The 20,167-nt window shown below is 66.5% G+C and carries 21 protein-coding genes and 1 riboswitch; of the genes, 3 read left to right on the forward strand and 18 right to left on the reverse strand.

Features of this window, described 5'->3' with window-relative positions; all coding sequences use genetic code 11:
* Positions 1–3: 3 nt before the first annotated feature.
* The 4 genes from GD628_RS09425 to pyrR are packed head-to-tail and all read right to left on the reverse strand — an operon-like array spanning position 4 to position 3,468.
* The gene (locus GD628_RS09425) at positions 4–519 is read right to left on the reverse strand and encodes a PH-like domain-containing protein (RefSeq protein ID WP_091604589.1); all 516 of its coding nucleotides are present in this window, start codon (positions 517–519) and stop codon (positions 4–6) included.
* Entirely contained in the window at positions 507–1,883 is a 1,377-nt protein-coding gene (locus GD628_RS09430; RefSeq protein WP_091605888.1) for a dihydroorotase, read from the reverse strand. Before GD628_RS09430 ends, GD628_RS09425 begins: the two co-directional genes overlap by 13 nt.
* A gap of 8 nt (positions 1,884–1,891) precedes the next feature.
* Positions 1,892–2,890 (reverse strand): aspartate carbamoyltransferase catalytic subunit, encoded by a 999-nt coding sequence (locus tag GD628_RS09435; RefSeq protein WP_152274526.1) that lies wholly within the window; start codon positions 2,888–2,890, stop codon positions 1,892–1,894.
* Positions 2,887–3,468 carry a bifunctional pyr operon transcriptional regulator/uracil phosphoribosyltransferase PyrR gene (gene pyrR / locus GD628_RS09440; RefSeq protein WP_091604583.1) on the reverse strand — a complete coding sequence of 194 codons (582 nt, stop codon included), beginning with the start codon at positions 3,466–3,468 and terminating at the stop codon, positions 2,887–2,889. The genes GD628_RS09435 and pyrR overlap by 4 nt, the downstream gene beginning before the upstream one ends.
* A 112-nt stretch (positions 3,469–3,580) precedes the next feature.
* Between pyrR and GD628_RS09445 the strand changes: the two genes are divergently transcribed.
* Entirely contained in the window at positions 3,581–4,774 is a 1,194-nt protein-coding gene (locus GD628_RS09445) for a PrsW family intramembrane metalloprotease (protein WP_152274527.1), read from the forward strand.
* An 87-nt stretch (positions 4,775–4,861) separates the two neighbouring features.
* Here the strand turns inward: GD628_RS09445 and nusB are convergent, their stop codons facing one another.
* The 14 genes from nusB to GD628_RS09515 form a co-directional block, all read right to left on the reverse strand.
* Positions 4,862–5,272: a transcription antitermination factor NusB gene (gene nusB, locus GD628_RS09450; RefSeq protein WP_091604577.1), complete on the reverse strand. Its 411-nt coding sequence runs from the start codon at positions 5,270–5,272 to the stop codon at positions 4,862–4,864.
* Positions 5,269–5,832, reverse strand: a complete 564-nt coding sequence (gene efp / locus GD628_RS09455) for an elongation factor P (protein WP_055240995.1) — start codon at positions 5,830–5,832, stop codon at positions 5,269–5,271. Before efp ends, nusB begins: the two co-directional genes overlap by 4 nt.
* A 71-nt stretch (positions 5,833–5,903) precedes the next feature.
* Positions 5,904–7,025, reverse strand: coding sequence for a 3-dehydroquinate synthase (gene aroB, locus GD628_RS09460; RefSeq protein WP_152274528.1), 1,122 nt, complete (start codon positions 7,023–7,025; stop codon positions 5,904–5,906).
* On the reverse strand, positions 7,026–7,541 hold the full coding sequence (locus GD628_RS09465; RefSeq protein ID WP_226802456.1) for a shikimate kinase: 516 nt from the start codon (positions 7,539–7,541) through the stop codon (positions 7,026–7,028). It lies immediately after the preceding gene.
* Entirely contained in the window at positions 7,534–8,745 is a 1,212-nt protein-coding gene (aroC, locus tag GD628_RS09470; RefSeq protein ID WP_091604571.1) for a chorismate synthase, read from the reverse strand. Before aroC ends, GD628_RS09465 begins: the two co-directional genes overlap by 8 nt.
* Positions 8,746–8,777: 32 nt before the next feature.
* A complete protein-coding gene (locus GD628_RS09475; RefSeq protein WP_152274529.1) occupies positions 8,778–9,659 on the reverse strand; it encodes a shikimate dehydrogenase in 882 nt (293 codons plus the stop codon).
* A complete protein-coding gene (gene mltG, locus GD628_RS09480; RefSeq protein WP_226802457.1) occupies positions 9,660–11,012 on the reverse strand; it encodes an endolytic transglycosylase MltG in 1,353 nt (450 codons plus the stop codon).
* Positions 11,009–11,620 carry a Holliday junction resolvase RuvX gene (ruvX, locus tag GD628_RS09485; protein WP_152274530.1) on the reverse strand — a complete coding sequence of 204 codons (612 nt, stop codon included), beginning with the start codon at positions 11,618–11,620 and terminating at the stop codon, positions 11,009–11,011. The genes mltG and ruvX overlap by 4 nt, the downstream gene beginning before the upstream one ends.
* Complete coding sequence (gene alaS / locus GD628_RS09490) at positions 11,586–14,279, reverse strand: alanine--tRNA ligase (protein WP_152274531.1); 2,694 nt, start codon at positions 14,277–14,279, stop codon at positions 11,586–11,588. The genes ruvX and alaS overlap by 35 nt, the downstream gene beginning before the upstream one ends.
* A gap of 61 nt (positions 14,280–14,340) precedes the next feature.
* On the reverse strand, positions 14,341–14,595 hold the full coding sequence (locus GD628_RS09495) for a hypothetical protein (protein WP_377955456.1): 255 nt from the start codon (positions 14,593–14,595) through the stop codon (positions 14,341–14,343).
* Between the two features lie 36 nt (positions 14,596–14,631).
* Positions 14,632–15,006, reverse strand: a complete 375-nt coding sequence (locus GD628_RS09500) for a DUF948 domain-containing protein (protein WP_091604559.1) — start codon at positions 15,004–15,006, stop codon at positions 14,632–14,634.
* 196 nt (positions 15,007–15,202) lie between these two features.
* Positions 15,203–15,829 carry a 30S ribosomal protein S4 gene (gene rpsD, locus GD628_RS09505; protein WP_091605876.1) on the reverse strand — a complete coding sequence of 209 codons (627 nt, stop codon included), beginning with the start codon at positions 15,827–15,829 and terminating at the stop codon, positions 15,203–15,205.
* A 278-nt stretch (positions 15,830–16,107) separates the two neighbouring features.
* Positions 16,108–17,502 (reverse strand): replication-associated recombination protein A, encoded by a 1,395-nt coding sequence (locus GD628_RS09510; protein WP_226802458.1) that lies wholly within the window; start codon positions 17,500–17,502, stop codon positions 16,108–16,110.
* 114 nt (positions 17,503–17,616) lie between these two features.
* Positions 17,617–18,453 (reverse strand): PhzF family phenazine biosynthesis protein, encoded by an 837-nt coding sequence (locus GD628_RS09515; protein WP_152274532.1) that lies wholly within the window; start codon positions 18,451–18,453, stop codon positions 17,617–17,619.
* Positions 18,454–18,578: 125 nt separating this feature from the next.
* Positions 18,579–18,698, forward strand: a riboswitch (SAM riboswitch).
* A gap of 51 nt (positions 18,699–18,749) precedes the next feature.
* On the opposite strand from GD628_RS09515, the gene GD628_RS09520 reads away from it, so the two are divergent.
* Together GD628_RS09520 and GD628_RS09525 are read left to right on the forward strand one after the other, a co-directional pair.
* Entirely contained in the window at positions 18,750–19,256 is a 507-nt protein-coding gene (locus GD628_RS09520) for a flavin reductase family protein (protein ID WP_152274533.1), read from the forward strand.
* A gap of 29 nt (positions 19,257–19,285) precedes the next feature.
* Positions 19,286–20,143 (forward strand): PhzF family phenazine biosynthesis protein, encoded by an 858-nt coding sequence (locus GD628_RS09525; protein WP_193313235.1) that lies wholly within the window; start codon positions 19,286–19,288, stop codon positions 20,141–20,143.
* The last annotated feature ends 24 nt before the right edge of the window (positions 20,144–20,167 follow it).

The raw sequence follows: 20,167 nt of genomic DNA on the forward strand, positions 1-20,167 counted from the left end.
CTGTCACAGTTGTTCCTCGCTAGATGTTGCTGATTCCGGGCCCAGCGCCTTGATCGCCGAAACCAGGGGGTTCTTGTGGTCGGCCGCCCGGGTGCGGAACCCGGTGTCGACCCGCTTGGGTCCGAGCTGCCAGGTCACCATGACCAGGCCCTCCTTCTCCACGAATTTTCCTGCCATCCCGCGTTCCAGGCGCACATCGCGCAGGTCTTCCCGCGGGATCCAGACATCCGGTGCGCCCTTGCGTGCGAACAGCAGGCCTTCGTCGAAGACCGCGGCGGTCGCCACTGACTTGACGCCCATGCCGTAGACCGCAAGGCGGTCCAGCCAGTCGCCGGCGGTAGTGGTGGCGACGTATTGTCCGTCAGCCTCGAACCGGGGCAGCTCCAGGTCTTCGGGAAGCGGCCGGGGCCGGGGAATGTCCGCCTGGCGCTGGCGGCGTCCCCGCCAGCCGACGGCGAACAGGGTGAGCACAATGGCGGCGGCGGCCAGGACCGCGACGAGGAAGATCAGCCAATCCATGGAGTCTCCTCTGCTGCTGCGGCACGGGGGCCGTTTAGTGCTCCGTCCAGGACGGTGGGGTGGCCGGCGAAGAAAGCGGCACGGACCATTCCGGGCAGTTCCAGCCCTGCATAAGGACTGTTCTTGCCCATGGTTGCCATCTTATGGGGGTCCACGGTGCGCCGCGCAGCCGGGTCTACCAATATGACGTTTGCCGGTTCACCGGTTTCCAGCGGCCTTCCCTGTGTTGCTACGCGTCCGATCCTGGCCGGAGTGGCAGAAGTCACCCGTGCGAAGCCTTCCCAGTCCATCAGTCCGGTTTCGATCATGGTTGCCTGCACCACGGACAGCGCCGTTTCAAGTCCGGTCATGCCCATCGCAGCCTGCGCCCACTCGCATTCCTTGTGCTCGCTGGGGTGCGGTGCGTGGTCGGTGCCGACGATGTCGATGGTGCCGTCGGCAAGCCCGCGGCGCAGGGCCTCGACGTCGGATTCCGTGCGCAGCGGCGGGTTCACCTTGTACACGGGGTCGTAGCTGCGGACGGCCTCGTCGGTGAGCAGCAGGTGGTGCGGGGTGACCTCGGCGGTCACGTTGATGCCGCGCTCCTTGGCCCATCGGATAATCTCCACGGACCCGGCGGTAGACACGTGGCACACATGCAGCCGTGAGCCGGTGTGCTGGGCCAAGAGCACGTCGCGGGCAATGATTGATTCCTCGGCCACGGCGGGCCATCCGGGCAGGCCCAGGACTGCGCTGACTTCACCCTCGTGCATCTGCGCCCCGTCGGTCATACGGGGTTCCTGTGCGTGCTGGGCCACGACGCCGTCGAACGCCTTGACGTATTCGAGCGCGCGGCGCATCAGCACCGGGTCATGGACGCACATGCCGTCGTCGGAGAACACCCGGACACGGGCACGCGAGTCGGCCATGGCACCAAGCTCGGCCAGCCGCTCGCCCTGCAGGCCCACGGTGACGGCGCCCACCGGGCGCACGTCCACCCAGCCGGACTTCAGGCCCAGGCTGTAGACCTGTTCCACGACGCCGGCGGTGTCCGCCACCGGATTGGAGTTGGCCATGGCGTGGACGGCGGTGAAACCCCCCAGGGCCGCTGCCCGGGTTCCGGTCTCTACCGTCTCGGCGTCCTCCCGTCCGGGTTCGCGGAGGTGGGTGTGCAGGTCCACCATGCCGGGCAGCGCCACCAGGCCGTGGGCGTCGATGGTCAGTGCGCCTTCGGGCGCGTCGAGTCCCTGGCCCACGGCGGCGATGACGCCGTCCCGGATCAGCAGGTCGGCCTGTTCCTTGCCCAGCAGCGAGGCGCCGCGGAGCAGGTACGTTCCGGTGGAAGAAAGCTTCGGGGAATCCGCGGGGGCGGGCTTGGCGGGGATTGCTGTAGTCACTGGGCAGATACTTCCTGTGGTGTGCGCTGGGAGCTGCTTTCACCGGAGAGCAGCAGGTAGAGGGCGGCCATGCGGACGGAGACACCGTTGCTGACCTGGGCCAGGACGGTGGCGCGCGGCGAGTCGGCGGCCCGAGAGGAGATTTCGAGGCCGCGGTTCATCGGGCCGGGGTGCAGCAGGATCGTGTTGTCCATGCCAAGGGTGTCCAGGCGGTCCAGCCGGACGTCGTCGAACCCGTAGCGGCGTGAGTATTCCCGCACCGTGGGAAAGAACGCGGAATGCATGCGTTCTGCCTGGACACGGAGCATCATGACGGCGTCCGGCTTGGTTTCCAGCGTTTCATCCAGGGAATAGCTGACCTTGCAGGGCCAGGATTCGACGCCGAAGGGCAGCAGCGTGGGCGGTGCCACCAGCGTTACTTCCGCGCCGAGGGTCTTCAGCAGCCAGAGGTCGGAGCGGGCCACACGGGAGTGCAGGATGTCTCCCACGATCGCCACGTGCATGCCCTTGAGGTCCGTACCGGCGGAAGGAACCCCGTGCAGCTGAGCCCAGTGCCGCCGCATGGTGAACGCGTCCAGCAGCGCCTGGGTGGGATGCTCATGGGTGCCGTCGCCGGCGTTGAGGACAGCCGCGTCGATCCAGCCCGAGTTGGCCAGGCGCGCCGGGGCGCCCGAGGCTCCGTGGCGGATCACCACGGCATCGGCACCGATGGCCGCCAGCGTCTGGGCGGTGTCCTTCAGTGACTCGCCCTTGGAGACCGATGATCCCTTGGCGGAGAAGTTGATGACGTCCGCGGAGAGCCGTTTGGCGGCGGCTTCGAAGGAGATGCGGGTGCGGGTTGAGTCCTCGAAGAAGAGGTTGACCACTGTGCGGCCGCGAAGGGCGGGAAGCTTCTTGACTTCCCGCTCCCCCACAGCCGCCATGGCCTCCGCAGTGTCCAGGATGGAGATGGCGTCCTGGTAGGAGAGGTCCAGGGTGGAGAGCAGGTGTTTCATGCAGTGCCTTCGATCACGACTTCGTCCAGTGCCGGCGAGTCGGTCTCTGCCAGCCTCACCCGGACCTTTTCCACGGCGGCGGTGGGCAGGTTCTTGCCAACGTGGTCCGCGCGGATGGGCAGCTCGCGGTGTCCGCGGTCCACGAGGACGGCCAGGCGGACGGCGCGGGGACGGCCGAGGTCGATCAGAGCGTCGAGTGCTGCACGGATGGTACGGCCGGAGTAGAGGACGTCGTCCACCAGGACCACCACTTTGCCGTCAATCCCGCTGGGCGGAAGCTGCGTGGGATACGGGGGCCGGGTGGGCTGGTGTGCCAGGTCGTCACGGAACATAGTGACGTCAAGCTGTCCGGTGATGGCCTCTGCGTGGACGGTGGGATCCGCGGCCGCAATCTTGGCGGCGAGCCGGCGGGCCAGTGGATAACCGCGGCGGGGAATGCCCATCAGCACCAGGTCGGTGCCGCCCTTGTTTGCCTCAAGGATCTCGTAGGCGATGCGTGTCAGTACACGGTCAATATCAGCTGAAGTCAGAACGGTGCGGGCAGGCAGCTGCGCCTGCCGGGAATCACGAAGATCCATATTCTGCTTCCTCCTTCCCCGCCTCACAGGACGGACTTAAAGGTTGAATGCTTCTCAAAACTATCACAGCAGCTCACGCGTATATTCTTGGGTCCATGACAGGCACCCGCCCATGACCCTGATGCCCGGCAACGGTCCTGCCACTCCGCCCGGGCAGCCCTCCGAACCGCTGCCCGGACTCAGCGTTCCCGCCGCGGGGCGCGGCGGTTCCGGAGTGCTGAACATCCTGCTGATCGCGGCAGCCGGGATAGTGCTGGTCCTGGTGGGACTGTTCCTCTTCGCGGCCCTGGGAAGCGAGGCGTTCATCCTGTGCGGGATCCTGGCGCTGATCCCCCTGGGCATCTGCCTGCTGGGCCTGCACTGGATTGACCGGTGGGAGCCCGAGCCCCGCGGAGCCCTCATCTTTGCTTTCCTGTGGGGCGCCGGCGTTTCTGTGGCCATTACCCTCCTGCTGGGCAGCACGGTCAACGAGGTCCTCGTCATGCTGCTGCCGCTGACGCCCGCAGACGTGCTGACCACGGTGATCCAGGCCCCGCTGGTGGAAGAAACCGCCAAAGGGCTCGGAGTCCTGATGCTGGTGTTCGTGCGCCGCAGCCACTTTGACGGTCCCCTGGACGGGATTGTCTATGCCGGCGTCGTCGGCGCCGGCTTCGCGTTCACGGAGAACATCCTGTACTTCAGTGCTGCGCTGTTCGAAGCCGGCGGAGTGGGGCTGCAGCTGGGTTTCGTCTTTGTGCTGCGCGGGCTCCTGTCGCCCTTCGCGCACGTGCTCTTCACGGCCGCCATTGGGCTGGGCCTCGGCATCGCCGTCGCTCGGCCCGGTGCCGGGCGCATCGTGGGAGGATTCGCCGCCGGGCTCGCCGCGGCGGTGGCCGGCCACATGTTCTGGAACGGCGGGATGGCGCTGGTGGCGGATGACTTCTTCGTCTTCTACTTCCTGCTGCAGGTACCGCTCTTCGCCCTCGCGGTGGGCGGGGTGACGTGGCTTCGGCGGCAGGAGCGGCGGCTCACCGGGCAGCGGCTCGGAGAATACGCGGCCGGCGGCTGGTTCACCCCCGCGGAGGTGGACCTGCTCTCCACTCCGGGAGGCCGCCGGCAGGCCCTGAACTGGGCAGGAGCCTTCGGTGCCAAGACCTATATGCGCTCGTTCATCCGCGAGGCTACGAACCTTGCCCTGACCCGGCAGCAGCTGGTGAACGGCCGGGATCCGGACAAGAACACGGCACGGGAACACCGGCTGCTGACGGAGCTGACACGCACCCGCACCCAGCTTCTGGGTGTCGCGGCAGCCGGACGGCGCTGGTAGGGATTTCCCCCTCCCGCAGGGGCAGCCCGGACATGCGAAGGCCCGGCGGGTAATCCCGCCGGGCCTTACGCGCAGGGTTCTGCCGGGCTAGGCCAGCAGTGAATCCTTGAGCTCATGCAGGCGGCTCAGCAGTCCGTTGATGAACGCAGGTGATTCATCCGTGGAGAGCGACTTGGCCAGCTCAACGGCTTCGCTGATGGCAACCTTGTCCGGCACGTCGTCGTTATACAGCAGTTCCCAGCTGCCAAGGCGCAGGATGATGCGGTCAACCGCAGGCATCCGCTCCAGCGGCCAGCCCTGGGAATACGTGCCCAGGAACTCGTCGATCTGCTCCTGCTTGGCGATCACGCCTTCCACCAGGTCCATGGTGTAGGGATTGATAACCTGGTCCGTCTTTTCCCGGCGGGAACGCAGGGATTCGAGCGGAGACATGGATCGCTGCTCCGCTTCGAAGAGCACCTCAAGTGCCCGTGTTCTTGCTTTACTGCGTGCACTCACTCGTTAACGCGTCCCAGGTAGTCTCCGGTGCGGGTATCGACCTTCACCTTGGTGCCGGTTTCCAGGAACAGCGGGACCTGGATTTCGTAACCGGTTTCAACGGTGGCCGGCTTGGTGCCGCCGGTGGAACGGTCGCCCTGCAGGCCCGGCTCGGTGTAGGTGATCTCCAGGACCACGGAAGCCGGCAGTTCGATGTACAGCGGGGCACCTTCGTGCATGGCGATGGTGACCATCATGGACTCAAGCATGAAGTTGGCGTAGTCGCCGACGATCGAGCCCGGGACCGTGAGCTGGTCATAGTCCGAGGTATCCATGAAGACGTAGTCTTCGCCGTCCTTGTACAGGTACTGGTAATCGCGGCGGTCAACCGTGGCGGTTTCGATCTTGATGCCCGCGTTGAACGTCTTGTCGACAACCTTGCCGGAGCGGACATTGCGCATCTTGGTACGGACGAACGCACCACCCTTGCCCGGCTTTACGTGCTGGAACTCAATGATGCTCCAGAGGTTGCCTTCAAGCTTCAGCACGGTGCCGTTCTTGATGTCGTTGGTCGTTGCCACAGTTTCTCTTTCGTCGTTTCGCTTCTGCTTCGAGTCTTGTCCGTCGACCATTCTACCTGTTCGGTGAATACCTACAGGCTGAGGCGAATCCCGGTCTCCGGTTCGGACGCGATCTCCTGGTAGGCAGCGAAGAGCAGGGACGTATCCGGGACCTCCAGGATGGACGGCCTGGCCAGCCCGTCCAGGAGCACGAACCGCAGCAGGTCGCCGCGGGACTTCTTGTCCCGGCGCATGCCGTCCAGCAGCGCGCTCCAGCGGTCACGGCGGTAGGTCACCGGAAGGCCAAGGGAGGTCAGGATCTCCTTGTGCCGGTCAGCGGTGGCGTCGTCCAGCCGGCCCACCATGCGGCCAAGTTCCGCGGCGAAGACCATGCCCACGGAAACCGCCGCGCCGTGGCGCCACTGGTAACGCTCGGCCAGTTCAATGGAGTGGCCCAGGGTGTGGCCGTAGTTCAGGAACTCCCGGCGGCCGGCTTCCCGCAGGTCTGCGGACACAACCTCCGCCTTGACCCGGACCGCGCGTTCCACCAGTTCACGGACGACGTCGGAGCCGCCGTCGGCAACAGCCTCCGGATTCGCTTCGATCAGGTCAAGTATGGCCGGATCCGCGATGAAGCCGCACTTGACGACCTCCGCCATGCCGCTGAGCAGTTCGTTCGTCGGAAGTGAACCGAGGGCATCCAGGTCCGCCAGGACTCCTGCAGGCGGGTGGAAGGCACCTACCAGGTTCTTGCCCTCGGCGGTGTTGATGCCGGTTTTGCCGCCCACTGCCGCGTCCACCATGCCCAGCAGGCTGGTGGGGATGTGCACCACCTTGATGCCGCGCAGCCAGGTGGCTGCCACGAAACCGGCGACGTCGGTGACCGCTCCGCCACCCACGGCCACAATGGCGTCCGAGCGCGTGAAGTCGTTCTGTCCCAGGACCTGCCAGCAGAAGGAGGCAACCTGGATGTGCTTGCCCTCCTCGGCGTCGGGAATTTCCGCGGTGAGCGCAGTGAGGCCGGCTTCGGCGAGCTCGTCGCGGACGGTGTCACCCGTGGTGCGCAGGGCGCGGGGGTGGATCACCAGGACGCGGCGCACCCGCTCCCCCAGCATCGCCGGAAGGCGGCCGAGCAGGCCGTTGCCGATGACGACGTCGTAGTTCTCTGCGGGCTTCTCACCGGTCACTTCGATGACGGTGGCTTCAGCGGGCATTTAGTTCTCTCCTTCGTCCAGGGCGGCGGTGATGCGTTCCACCACCTCGGCGATTGCCAGTCCCCTGGTATCTATGACTATGTCTGCCAGCGATTCGTAAATTGGCCTGCGGGCCTCTGCCAGAGCGCTCCAGCGCAGCGCCGGGTCCCCGGCCAGCAGTGGGCGGTTGGCGGTGCGGGATATGCGCGGCAGCACAGTGGCGAGGTCCGTATCCAGAAATACCACCGTAGCGTGCTTGAGCAGCTGCTGGGTTCCGGTGTCCAGGACCGCCCCACCGCCGAGGGAGATCACCGAGCGCACCGGTGAGTCCAGCGCCCCGGCCACTGCCCGCGCCTCGGCTTCGCGGAAAAACCGTTCGCTGTGCCGGGCGAAGATCTCCGGAATGGGCCCGTGTTCCTCCACCACCAGCTGGTCCGTGTCCACGTAGGGCAGGTTGTGCCTTGCGGCCAGCTGCCGGCCGACAACGGACTTGCCGGCCGCCATCAGGCCGATCAGGACCAGGTGCCGGCTAGACACCTGTGCCGGTACCGGTCGAGGACAGCGAGTCCGGGATGCTCTCCAGGTACGTGCGCAGGTTCCGTGCCGTTTCCGCCACCGAATCGCCGCCGAACTTCTCGGTCATTGCCTCGGCGAGGACCAGTGCCACCATGGCTTCGGCGACGACGCCGGCGGCAGGCACGGCACAGACGTCCGAGCGCTGGTGGTGGGCGCGTGCAGGTTCGCCGGTGGAAACGTCCACCGTCTTAAGGGCACGCGGCACGGTGGCGATGGGCTTCATGGCAGCGCGCACACGCAGCACTTCGCCAATGCTCATGCCGCCTTCGATGCCGCCGGCGCGGTTGCCGGAACGGATAACCCGCCCGGACCCGTCCTGCAGGATTTCGTCGTGCGCGGCGGAACCGCGGCGGGAAGCGGTGAGGAATCCGTCCCCCACTTCGACGCCCTTGATGGCCTGGATGCCCATCAGGGCTCCGGCCAGGCGTGCGTCGAGGCGGCGGTCCCAGTGAACGTAGCTGCCCAGTCCCGGCGGCAGGCCGTAGGCGAGCACTTCCACGACCCCGCCGAGGGTCTCGCCTTCCTTGTGGGCGGCGTCTACCTCGGCAACCATGGCGTCGGTGACGGCCGGGTCAAAGCAGCGCATCGGGTTTTCATCGAGCGCAGCGACGTCGGAGGGCAGCGGCAGTGCCGCTCCCTCGGGCGATGCGACGCCGGCAATGCCAACCGTGTGGCTGACGAGCTCAACGCCAAGCTGCTTCAGGAACGCCGAGGCCACTGCGCCAAGCGCCACCCGGGCTGCCGTCTCGCGTGCGCTGGCGCGCTCGAGCACCGGACGGGCCTCGCTGAAGCCGTATTTCTGCATGCCGGTGAAATCAGCGTGGCCCGGACGCGGCCGGGTCAGGGGGGCGTTGCGCGCCTGGCCTTCGAGGATTTCCGCCGGGACGGGATCGGAGGCCATGATCTGTTCCCACTTGGGCCACTCGGTGTTGCCCACCTCGATGGCCACGGGGCCGCCCTGGGTCAGTCCGTGCCGGACTCCGCCCAGGATGCGCACCTCGTCCTGTTCGAACTTCATGCGGGCACCGCGGCCATAGCCGAGGCGCCGGCGTGCCAGCGCTTCCTGGATGGACGGGGTGCTTACTTCGACGCCCGCAGGGACGCCCTCAATAATTCCGACGAGTGCAGGCCCATGGGACTCACCGGCGGTCAACCAACGCAACATGGCTTCAATACTGCCACGTTCGGAAGGGGCCTTCAGCGCCGGGGCAGTCCCACTGCGTCACACATCACGTTTATGACGGCGGGCTCGTCGCGGAACGCGCTGCCGGTAAACAGACGCACCTGTTCCACTGCCTGGTAGAGGAGCATTTCGAGGCCTGGCACGATGGTGCCGCCAGCCTGTTCCCACGCTGCGGCAATGGCGCTCGGCCAGGGATCGTAGGCGGCATCCAGGAGCACCGCGCCTGCGCGGTGGGCACGGAGGGCACTGAATTCGCGCGCCAGTGCGTCAGCGCCGCGGGGCGGCAGGGTGCAAAGAACGACGTCGGCTGCTGCGCAGGCTGCGGCGGCTTCGTCCCAGGGCCGCAGGTTTACCTGCACGCCCAGCCGTTCACCGACGTGCGCGACGTCCGCCTGGCCGCCCGTTCCACCCGAGCCGCGGAAACTGCGGGCATGGACGTCCACGCTGGTGCAGCCCATGCGGGCAAGGGCTGCGACGGCCGCACAGGCCGTTCCCCCGGCGCCGAGGATGACACCGCGAGGGGCTTCTCCTGCGCCGGCATGCCGCAGCGCGTTGACCAGGCCGGTCACGTCAGTGTTCCAGCCCGTGAGCACGGCTCCCCCGGACCTGTGCTCAAAGGTCACGGTATTGAGCACTCCGAGGGCTTCGGCGAGGGGATCCAGCCGGTCAACGGCTGCTGCCAGTACGGCCTTGAGGGGCATGGTGACGGACAGGCCGTTCCACTCCGGCTGGGCCCGGAGGGCATCGGCGAAACCCGCCGCTGCCTCCTCCGTTACGTCAATTGCGTCGTAGCTGCAGTCGAAACCCAGGTAGTCATAGGCGGCGCGGTGAAGCTGGGGCGAACGGGAGTGCCCGATCGGGTGTCCCAATACCGCCGCCCGTTTGCGGCCGGACAACTAGTCGCACCTTCCGGCTTCCTGGGTGCTGCACCACTGCTGGTATTCGGCCACGTAACGCCCATGCTCAGCCAGGGTGGAGGAGAACTTCGTCTCCCCCGAATCCAGGTTGACCGTGACCCAGTAGAAGTAGGGAACGTCTGCAGGGTTCGCAGCGGCGTCGATCGCCTCCACGCTCGGTGAGCCGATCGGCCCCACGGGCAGTCCCGGGTTGGCGTACGTGTTCCAGCGGTTGGAAGTGTCCGCTTTCTCTTCCGGGGTGAGGTTGTAGCTCTTCCGCCCGAGGCCGTACGTGACGGTCGCATCCGACTGGATCAGGCCGTTGGTTTCCGTGTTGTCAGCGCGCAGCCGGTTCTCGATGGCACCGGCAACGGTGGCGTAGTCGGCTTCGCCGGCCTCGGCCTGGATGATGCTTGCCTTGGTGAGGACGCGGTACTGCTCGGCCGGGTCGGTGACGCCGGCTTCTTCCAGTGCGTTGAAGGCATTCTGGACCATCTCGGTGATGATCTCCTCCGCCGTCATGTCCACCGGGAAGCGGTACTCACCGGGGAACAGGTAGCCTTCCAGGCTCACGGCCTGTTCCGGCAGCCCAAACGCCTGGGGATCCTGGGCCAGGGCGGTGAACTCCTCCAGCGGGATGCCGGTTGACGCCACCAGCTCATCGAACGTCTCGTTTTGGCGCTGGTCACGGGGAATCGCCGCATAGTGGACGGCAGTTCCGCCGTCGCCCAGCAGTGCGCCCAGCGCACCTGATGCGCTCATCTGCAGGCGCATTTCAAAGGTTCCGGGCTGGATTTCACGGCCCTGGGATTCCTGCTGGAAGACTTCCACAAACTTCTTGGAGCTGGCAACAATATCCTCGCTGGCGAGGTTGTTGCCGATCACCAGCGGGCCGTCGCCCGGCTGCACCACAAAGGAGACGGTTCCCTCACCCGGACCGGGATAGTCCTCAACCTCGTTCATGCCAAGCAGGTCCCGCAGGAACACTGTCAGGCCAAAGACGGCACCGGCAAAGACCGCCAGGACCACCACCATGACAATGGTGCGGCGGCGACGGCGGCGCTGCTTTTCCCGGGAAGGCCGGCGGCTGCGCCTGCTCGGAGCGGGCTCCTCTTCGCCAAAGAAGTGCTGGACGGCGGGAGCGGCTTCCTGGTGCTCTCCCCCGGTGCGGGCACCTGTGTGGGCATCGGCGTGCCGGGCGTCCACGTAGCTGTCATCTTCGTACCGGGCGTCGTCGAAATGCGGCTCCGGATACCGGGTGTCCGCATGTTCCCCACCGGCATAGCCGTCAGCGGCCGGTTCATGGTCCGGGCGCTCTCCCGTTCCGTAGGGGTCGGGGTACCTGTGGCTCACGACGACTTGTCGCTTTCGGGGCGGCGTTCCTCGAAAATAGTTGGCTCCTCGTTCGGGGCCGCAGCAGCGGAATGCGTGCTCCGGCGTAGTGTGACCTGCACCCCCACATCGCGTCCCAGGGAACGCTGCATGTCAATGGCCTGCTGCAATATACCCACAGCGGCCACTTGGTCTACCACTCTACGGTGATTTCGTGTCTCCAAGCCAGCTTCACGCAGGGAGCGGTGGGCACTGACTGTGCTCAGCCGCTCGTCGATCAGCCGGACCGGTACGTCGAGTCCTGCTTTGTCCAGCGCCTGCACCAAGGCCTGCGCGTAGTCCCTGGCCATCGCCGTGGACGCGGTTTCAGTGCCCTTCATGCTCTGCGGCAGGCCGACGAAGAACTCGACCGCCTCCCGCTCGCCGGCTTCGCGGACCAGGACCTGGATGTCGCTGTTCTTTTTGGCATCGCGTTTCAGCGTGCGGACGGGAGTGGCCAGCAGGCCGTCGGGGTCGCAGGAAGCGACCCCGACGCGTGCGAGTCCAACGTCGACGCCGATTTTGGTTCCGCGCGGATAGCCGGACACTGTGGCGCTAGCCCCGGTTCGCCACCGCTGCGCGGATGGCATCCAGCGCCTCGGAAATCTTGGCTGCATCGGTGCCGCCGCCCTGGGCGACGTCGTCCTTGCCTCCGCCTCCGCCGCCGAGGACACCGGCGGCGGTCTTGACCAGCGCACCGGCCTTGACCTTGGCCTCGCGGGCTGCCTCGTTGGTGGCGACGATGACTACCGGGCGGCCGTTGGCTGCACCAGCTACGGCAACGACTGCCGCTTCGCTTCCCAGCCGGGACCGCAGGTCCAGCGCCAGGGTCCGCAGGTCATCGGCGCCGGAGACGGTACCGGCGTCGTGGGCCAGCAGGCGGACACCGTCGATGTCCACGGCGGAGCCGAGCAGTGCTGCCGCGGATGCTGCGAGCTGTTCGCGGCGCAGGCGCTCGAGTTCCTTCTCAACCTGCTTCAGTTTGGCGAGGGTTGCTGCGACGCGCTCCGGCACCTGGACGGAGGGAACCTTGAGCAGTTCGGACAGCTCGTTCACGAGGGCGCGCTCGGCGGCCAGGTGGCGGAAGGCATCCATGCCCACGAAGGCTTCGACGCGGCGGTTGCCTGAACCGACCGACTGTTCGCCCAGCAGGGTCAGGGACCCAATGCGGGACGTGGAGTCCACGTGCGTGCCGCCGCAGAGTTCGCGGGACCATTCGCCGTCGATCTCCACTACGCGCACCTGGTCCCCGTAGGCTTCGCCGAACAGCGCCGTGGCACCGAGTGCCTTGGCGTCTGCGAGGGACATAATCTTGGTTTCGACCTTGTGGTTGCTGCGGATGGCAAGGTTGGAGACCTCTTCGATCTCGGACTTGGCCGCAGCGGAGAGGCCTTCGCCCCAGGAGAAGTCGAACCGCAGGTAGCCGGCCTTGTTGAAGGAGCCGCGCTGGAGCGCTTCCGGGCCGAGGATCTGGTGCAGGGCGGCGTGCACAATGTGCGTGCCGGAGTGCGCCTGTTCGGCTGCGTGGCGCTGCTCGGCGTCGACTGCGGCCTGGGCAAGGGCACCGGCAGAGATCTCGCCTTCGCGGACTACGGCCTTGTGGACGGTCAGTCCCTTGACCGGGCGCTGCACGTCGGTGACCTCGACGACGAAGCCGTCGCCGGTGATGAGGCCGACGTCGGCGGCCTGGCCGCCCGCTTCCGCGTAGAACGGGGTTTCGTCCAGCACGAGTTCAATCTCGGTTCCCTGGCCTGCGTAGGACACGGACTGGCCGTTGGACACGATGCCGCGTACCGACGATTCGGTCAGCAGTTCGTCATAGCCGGTGAACACGGTGTTGCCGGCCTTGAGCAGTTCGTTGAACACGGACATGTCCGAGTGGCCGTGCTTCTTGCCGCGGGCGTCGGCCTGGGCGCGCTTGCGCTGCTCCTGCATCAGGGAGCGGAACCCGGCTTCATCCACCTTCAGTCCGGCTTCCTCGGCCATTTCCAGGGTGAGGTCAATCGGGAACCCGTAGGTGTCATGCAGGGCGAAGGCGTCGGCACCGGAGAGCGGACGGCCGGCAGCCTTGGATTCCTGCACGGCAACTTCGAGACGCTCGGTGCCGGAGGCGATAGTGCGCAGGAACGCCTTTTCCTCGGCGTAGGCGATCCGGGAGATCCGGGCGAAGTCCGTCTCGACCTCCGGGTAGGTGCCCTTCATGGCGTCCCGGGAAACGGGCAGCAGCTCGGGCAGCACCGCGGTTTCGACGCCGAGCAGGCGCATGGCCCGCACGGCACGGCGGATCAGGCGGCGCAGCACGTAGCCGCGGCCTTCATTGGAGGGGGTGACGCCGTCGGAGATCAGCATGAGGGCCGAACGGATGTGGTCTGCCACGACGCGCATCTTCACGTCGTCGGCGTGGTGCGGATCCGACGGATCTTCGGCGGAGGTGTAGGACTTGCCGGAGAGTTCGGCTGCCTTGTCCAGGACGGGACGGACCTGGTCCGTCTCATACATGTTCTCCACGCCCTGCAGGATCATGGCAAGGCGCTCGAGGCCGAGGCCTGTGTCGATGTTCTTCTGCGGCAGCTCGCCGGCGACGTCGAAGTCCGTCTTGGAACGCACTTCGGAGAGCTGGTACTGCATGAAGACCAGGTTCCAGATCTCGATGTAGCGGGTCTCGTCCACGGCGGGGCCGCCTTCGAGTCCGTACGCCGGGCCGCGGTCATAGTAGATCTCGGAGCAGGGGCCGCCGGGGCCGGCCTGGCCGGTGTTCCAGTAGTTGTCTGCCTTGCCGGTGCCGATGATGCGCTCGTTGGGCACGCCCACCTTGTCCCGCCAGATGGCACGGGCCTCGTCGTCGCGCTCGTCGCCGTCCTCGTAAACGGTGACCCAGAGGCGCTCGGGATCAAGGCCGTAGCCGCCGTCTTCTACCGGGCTGGTGAGCAGCTCCCAGGCGAAGGTGATGGCGTCTTCCTTGAAGTAGTCGCCGAAGGAAAAGTTGCCCGCCATCTGGAAGAAGGTGCCGTGGCGTGCGGTCTTGCCGACCTCTTCGATGTCAGCGGTGCGGATGCACTTCTGCACGCTGGTGGCCCGGCTGTACGGCGGGGTCTCACGCGCAGTGAGGTACGGAATGAAGGGCACCATGCCCGCAACGGTGAACAGCAGCGAGGGGTCGTTGCTGACGAGCGACGCGGAGGGAACGACCGTGTGGCCCTTCCTGCTGAAGAAATCCAGCCAGCGGCGTGCGATCTCGTGGGACTTCATGGTGTTTCTTACCCTTCTGGTAAATCAATTCCGCGCCGGTGGGCAGCGGGGGTGGGGAAAGTCAGCGGCGGGCTGAGGACATGGTCTGGGCAACCGTGTCGGTGGTGTCCATGCCGAGTGCGGAGCGCAGTTCGCCTTCGCGCTGGGTCATGGCGTCACGGAAGGCGTCAGTGAAATCGTGCAGGGCGTCGGCGGCGGTGCCGACTGCGCGGTTGAGGCCGGCCGGCCCGAGGCTCTCTTTGGCATCGGAAATGCGCCGGACCGCAATCACGCCGATAGTGATGCCGATCGACATCCAAAAGACACGCTTAATCATGTGCTGCTCCTGTGGTGGACTGCATGGCGGGAGGTCCTAGCGGCTGCGCCGGCCGCGCCCGGCGGGGCGGCGGGAAGTCAGTGCGGTGCGGACGCCGTAGGTGAAGGCCGAAACCTTGATCAGCGGGGAGCCGACGGTCGCGGCCACCAGGGACGTGAGTGCGGAGACGTTGGCGGAAGCGTCGGAGACGTTCGAGGAAATGCCGTCCACCTTCTGCAGCTGCAGGTTGGTGGTTGACACCGTGTTGGTAACCTCGTCGATCAGCGGCGTGGTCTCATCGCTGAGGGTCTTGATCGATCCGCGAAGCTCGTCGAACACTTTCCCAAGCTTGAGGATGGGGACGGCCAGCAGCGCAACCAGCACGGCAAAAACCCCGGCTGCGATCAGACCGGCAATATCTCCACCTGACATGGTTCTCCTTGGGTTGTTTTCTAAGAGTTTCCGCTATGTACCTTACCCATTGACGGGACCGGACACTTACTTGGCGGCGGCGCGTTCCCGGGCGGTCCGTGCGCGGACACGGCCGGGAAACGAAACAGCCCGCGGCGCAAAGGCCACGGGCTGCTTCAGTTTCGCCTTGGCTCCCGCAGGCGGGAGCGCAGTCGAATTAGCGTGCGTAGTATTCCACCACGAGCTGCTCTTCGCAGGTCACGGGGATTTCCGAGCGCTTCGGGCGGCGAACCAGGCGGGCCTGCAGCTTCTCCAGGGAGACATCCAGGTAACCCGGAACAGCGGGCAGGACGTCGCGGTGGGCGCCGGCAGCGGCAACCTGGAACGGCGTCATGGTCTCGCTGCGCTGGTGCACATGGATGAGCTGGCCTTCGGACACGCGGAACGACGGGCGGTCCACGCGGGCGCCGTCAACCATGATGTGGCGGTGCACAACCAGCTGGCGGGCCTGGGCGATCGTCCGGGCGAAGCCGGCACGCAGCACGAGGGCGTCAAGACGCATCTCGAGAAGCTCGATCAGGTTTTCACCGGTCAGACCGGCGGTGCGGCGGGCTTCTTCGAAGACACGGGTCATCTGTGCTTCGCGGATGCCGTACTGTGCGCGCAGGCGCTGCTTTTCGCGCAGGCGGACTGCGTAGTCGCTGTCCTGCTTGCGGCGTGCGCGGCCGTGCTCACCCGGGGGGTAAGGCCGGCGCTCGAAGTACTTTGCTGCCTTGGGGGTCAAAGCAATGCCGAGGGCGCGCGAAGCGCGAGCCTGACGGCGTGCACGTGTTGAATTAGCCACGTTCACCTTTCACTGTTTTGGCGGTTTTGCCGTACGCGCCGGGAGAACCCGCCGTGCACGGCTAATACGTAGTCACTGGCCTCCATTAGGGAGAGCTCCGGCCAACCGCTGCCTTCTGCTGCAACGCAGTTACGGGACACAGTTCCACCGCATCCGGAAGTAAATCCGGCTGGTTAGTGGGATGGTCCGGCAGTGCGCTTGCCAGTCAACCAACAATGCTAGCACGCACCGGGCCCTCCGAGCGGGGGTGCCGGCGCCGCCCCGGCGGACGTTTCCGCCTATTGTCCGCGGATGATTCCGCGGAGCCGTTCCAGCCGGGCCGAGATATCCCGTTCCGCTCCGTTGGCGGTGGGCTTGTAGTAGTCCTTGCCCACCAGGTCGTCCGGCGCGTACTGCTGCTTGGCGATGCCATGCGGCGCGTCATGGGAATAGATGTAGCCCTTGCCGTGGCCCAGCTGCTTCGCGCCCGGATAGTGAGCGTCGCGCAAATGCGCCGGCACGCCAATCCCGTATCCGGCCCGCACGTCCGCAGTAGCGGCGCCAATCGCCTTGTAGGACGCGTTGGACTTTGGAGCGGTGGCAATGTGCACCACGGCCTCGGCCAGGATCAGCCTGCCCTCGGGCATGCCAATCATCTGCACGGCCTGGGCCGCCGCTACCGCTGTCTGCAGCGCCGTCGGATCAGCCATGCCAACGTCTTCCGCCGCGGAGATCATGAGCCGGCGGGAGATGAAGCGCGGGTCCTCCCCCGCCTCCAGCATTTTGGCCAGGTAGTGCAGGGCGGCATCGACGTCGGAACCGCGCAGGGACTTGATGAAGGCGCTGGTGACGTCATAGTGCTGGTCCCCGGCCCGGTCATAGCGCAGGGCTGCAACGTCCAGGGCCTGTTCTGCGTGTGCCAGCTCCACGGTGGGCACGGTCACGTCCGGGTCGCGTTCAGAGTACGCGACGCCGGCAGCGGCCTCCAGCGCGGTCAGCCCGCGGCGGGCGTCCCCCGCCGCCAGGCGCACCAGGTGCTCAAGGGCTTCATCACTGAGACTGACCCGGCCGGCCAGCCCCCGCTCATCTTCGACGGCGCGCTGCAGCAGCCCGGAAATGTCCGCTTCGGTCAGGGGCTTGAGAGTCAGCAGCAGGGAACGGGAAAGCAGCGGGGACACCACGGAGAAGGACGGATTCTCCGTGGTTGCCGCAATCAGGACAACCCATCTGTTCTCCACTCCCGGCAGCAGCGCATCCTGCTGTGCCTTGTTGAAGCGGTGAATCTCGTCCAGGAACAGGACGGTGGTGATGCCGTGCAGGTCCCGGGCGGTGAGCGCGTCGTCCATGACCCGGCGGACGTCCTTGACGCCGGACGTGATTGCCGAGAGTTCAACGAACTTCCGGCCCTGTCCCCGCGCCACGACGTGCGCAAGGGTGGTCTTGCCGGTTCCGGGCGGCCCCCAGAGCATGACCGAGGACGGGCCTGCCGGGCCGCCCTGCGGGGCTTCGGCCAGGGTGCGCAGCGGTGACCCGGGGGCCAGCAGGTGCTGCTGGCCAACAACCTCATCGAGGCTGCGCGGGCGCATGCGTACCGCAAGCGGGCTGCGCGGGCGCTGCCGGGAGTCTGTCTCCGCGGCGTCGTCGTCGTAGTCCTGCTGGTCCTGGTCCTCGCCGCTGTTGAACAAGTCATTCACGCTTCAAGGCTACCCGTGCCCTCTCCCCCCGCGTTTCCGCCCGTCCCGCAATCGAAATGACAGAAACTGCACGTATGGGGCTCCATACGTGCAGTTTCTGTCATCTGGATGGGACTAGAGGGAAACGGAGCCGTCGATGCAGGTGACAGACTCCCCGCCGATCCAGATGCGCCCCTCGCGGGTGAAGACCCTGACCAGCCCGGAGCGGTGGACAGCGGTGCCCTGGGTGACGGTGTAGCGTTCCTCGGCGATTCCGTCGCCGATCAGCCACTGGGCCAGTCCGGCGTTGAGGCTTCCGGTAACCGGATCCTCGGACACGCCCAGGCCGGGCGCGAACGCGCGGACCTCGAAGTCCGTCTCGGCTGATTCCGGCTGCGGGCCAATCACACCCACCCGAAGGTCGCCGATGGCGGCGTGGTCCGGACGCAGCGAAAGTACGGTCTCCGCATCCGGGAGCAGCAGGCCCAGCCAGCCGGGACCATTGTCCACCCACTGGTGTCCGCGGACCTGGTCCGGAGTAAGCCCCAGTGCAGCCGTCACGCGCGCCAGTGTCCCTTCCTCCACCGGCCCGGTGCGGATCAGCCGGGGAGCCGCAAACGCCGCCAGGCCCGCGTTGACGCGCAGGGGCACCAGCCCGATTCCGCATTCCTGCACCACCAGCCCGGGCTTGATCGGTGTGTTGCCGGCCTCGGTCCACGCGTGGCAGGTTCCCAGCGTCGGATGTCCGGCGAACGGAATCTCCCCGCCGGGCGTGAAGATCCGCACCCGGTAATCCGCCTCGTCCTGCGTAGCCGGAAGGACAAAAGTGGTTTCGGAGAGGTTCGTCCAGCGGGCGAACTGCAGCATCGCCTCGTCGTCGAGGTCTTCTCCATCCAGGACCACGGCCAGCGGGTTGCCCTGATACGGCTTGCTGCCGAAGACGTCTACCTGTTTGAACCAGCGTTGTCTCATGCGGACACTGTAATGGCTGTCTGCGGGAGTGCGGGAAGACGTGCCGTTACGAAGTGTTGCCCGGCATGCCCGTAATGTGACGGATGTTTGCCCCGGGACATTCTGGCTCCTAGATTGGTAGCCAGAATCAAGAGTTCCAGCCACAGGCCCTGGCCGGCTGGACGGCAACCCTCTCGCCGTAGCGGGGTGCTCCAGGTGACGATTCGGCCGTTCCGGTGGATCTCCCGGTCCGGCAAGTACAGCGCTGGCCTTCCGCGGTTCACGCAGGAGGCTGCGCGTCAGGCAGAGGAATCTCGATGGCACTTGAAACCGATCTCCATCCCAACGCACTGCGCCAGGCCTTTGGACGCTTCCCATCCGGCATTGCAGCCCTCTGCGCGGAAATCGACGGCGCACCGCAGGGAATCGTGGCTTCCTCCTTCACCGTCGGCGTCTCCATGGATCCGCCCCTGGTCATGTTCGCGGTGCAGAACACTTCCCGCACCTGGCCGGTTCTGCGGACTGCCGGACGGATTGGCGTGTCTGTCCTGGGCACGGGGCACGACGGCGTCTGCCGCCAGATCGCTTCCCGCGACGGCGACCGCTTTGCCGGGCTGAGCCTGCACAAAGCCGAAACGGGCGTCCTGTTCCTGGACGAGGCCGCCCTCTGGCTCGAAACGTCAGTCGAGAACGAGATACCTGCCGGGGATCACGCCGTCGTCCTGCTCCGCGTCCACGGCTACTCAACCCACGACGGCGCACATGAGCCGCTGGTCTTCCACGGCTCTGCCTTCCGGAATCTCGCGGTTCCGGCATTTGCCTGAGCCGGCACCCACTTCACTAAGCTCAGATAGTGACTCCCGAAACTCCCGCGTCCGACCGCCCGTTCGCCCAGATTGATGTGTTCAGTTCCGAGGCCTTCGGCGGCAATCCGCTCGCCGTCGTCCTTGAATCCTCCGGGCTCAGCACCGCCCGGATGCAGCAGTTTGCGAACTGGACCAACCTGGCCGAGACCACGTTCCTCCTCCCGCCAACGGATCCGCAGGCCGACTACCGTGTCCGGATCTTCACGCCCACCGAGGAGCTGCCGTTCGCCGGGCATCCCACCCTCGGCTCTGCCCATGCCTGGCTGGAAGCCGGAGGCAAACCCCGGCATGAAGGCATCCTCGTCCAGGAATCCGCCGCCGGCCTGGTGCGGATCAAGGCGGACGACGCCGGCCTGCTGGCCTTCGCGGCTCCGGAACTGACACGGTTCGGGCCTGTTGCCCGGGACGTCCTGGACCGTGTGGCGGCCGGCCTGGGGCTTCCCCGTGATGCGCTGAAGGACGCTGCCTGGCTGGTCAACGGGCCAGAGTGGATCGGTGTGCTGCTCGAATCGGCAGCTCAGGTACTGGCCATCCGGCCCGACTACCCGGCCATGGCCGGCCTGGCCGTCGGCGTCATCGGCCCGCACCCCGGCGGCGCCGCGAGCGAGTTTGAAGTACGCACCTTCATCTCCGATGAGCTTCCCTGTGAGGACCCCGTGACGGGGAGTTTCAACGCCGGTGCAGCTCAGTGGCTGATTGGCAGTGGAAGGGCGCCGTCGACGTACACCGCCGCGCAGGGGACGGTCCTGGGCCGAACCGGCCGCGTCCAGGTGGAAGCCGACAGCGGGGACATTTGGGTGGGCGGCGAGTCCAGGACCCTCATCTCCGGGACCATCAGGATCTGATGCGCCGGCCCGGTGGTGTGCGTC

Source organism: Arthrobacter koreensis (assembly GCF_009193255.1).
GTDB lineage: Bacteria > Actinomycetota > Actinomycetes > Actinomycetales > Micrococcaceae > Arthrobacter_B > Arthrobacter_B koreensis.

What these genes read in the sequence shown, in the direction of transcription:
- GD628_RS09425 (WP_091604589.1), bottom strand. Translation starts at nt 519, where the DNA reads ATGGATTGGCTGATCTTCCTCGTCGCGGTCCTGGCCGCCGCCGCCATT.
- GD628_RS09435 (WP_152274526.1), bottom strand. Translation starts at nt 2,890, where the DNA reads ATGAAACACCTGCTCTCCACCCTGGACCTCTCCTACCAGGACGCCATC.
- pyrR (WP_091604583.1), bottom strand. Translation starts at nt 3,468, where the DNA reads ATGGATCTTCGTGATTCCCGGCAGGCGCAGCTGCCTGCCCGCACCGTT.
- GD628_RS09445 (WP_152274527.1), top strand. Translation starts at nt 3,581, where the DNA reads ATGACCCTGATGCCCGGCAACGGTCCTGCCACTCCGCCCGGGCAGCCC.
- aroB (WP_152274528.1), bottom strand. Translation starts at nt 7,025, where the DNA reads ATGCCCGCTGAAGCCACCGTCATCGAAGTGACCGGTGAGAAGCCCGCA.
- aroC (WP_091604571.1), bottom strand. Translation starts at nt 8,745, where the DNA reads ATGTTGCGTTGGTTGACCGCCGGTGAGTCCCATGGGCCTGCACTCGTC.
- ruvX (WP_152274530.1), bottom strand. Translation starts at nt 11,620, where the DNA reads ATGCCATCCGCGCAGCGGTGGCGAACCGGGGCTAGCGCCACAGTGTCC.
- alaS (WP_152274531.1), bottom strand. Translation starts at nt 14,279, where the DNA reads ATGAAGTCCCACGAGATCGCACGCCGCTGGCTGGATTTCTTCAGCAGG.
- GD628_RS09495 (WP_377955456.1), bottom strand. Translation starts at nt 14,595, where the DNA reads ATGATTAAGCGTGTCTTTTGGATGTCGATCGGCATCACTATCGGCGTG.
- GD628_RS09500 (WP_091604559.1), bottom strand. Translation starts at nt 15,006, where the DNA reads ATGTCAGGTGGAGATATTGCCGGTCTGATCGCAGCCGGGGTTTTTGCC.
- GD628_RS09515 (WP_152274532.1), bottom strand. Translation starts at nt 18,453, where the DNA reads ATGAGACAACGCTGGTTCAAACAGGTAGACGTCTTCGGCAGCAAGCCG.
- GD628_RS09520 (WP_152274533.1), top strand. Translation starts at nt 18,750, where the DNA reads ATGGCACTTGAAACCGATCTCCATCCCAACGCACTGCGCCAGGCCTTT.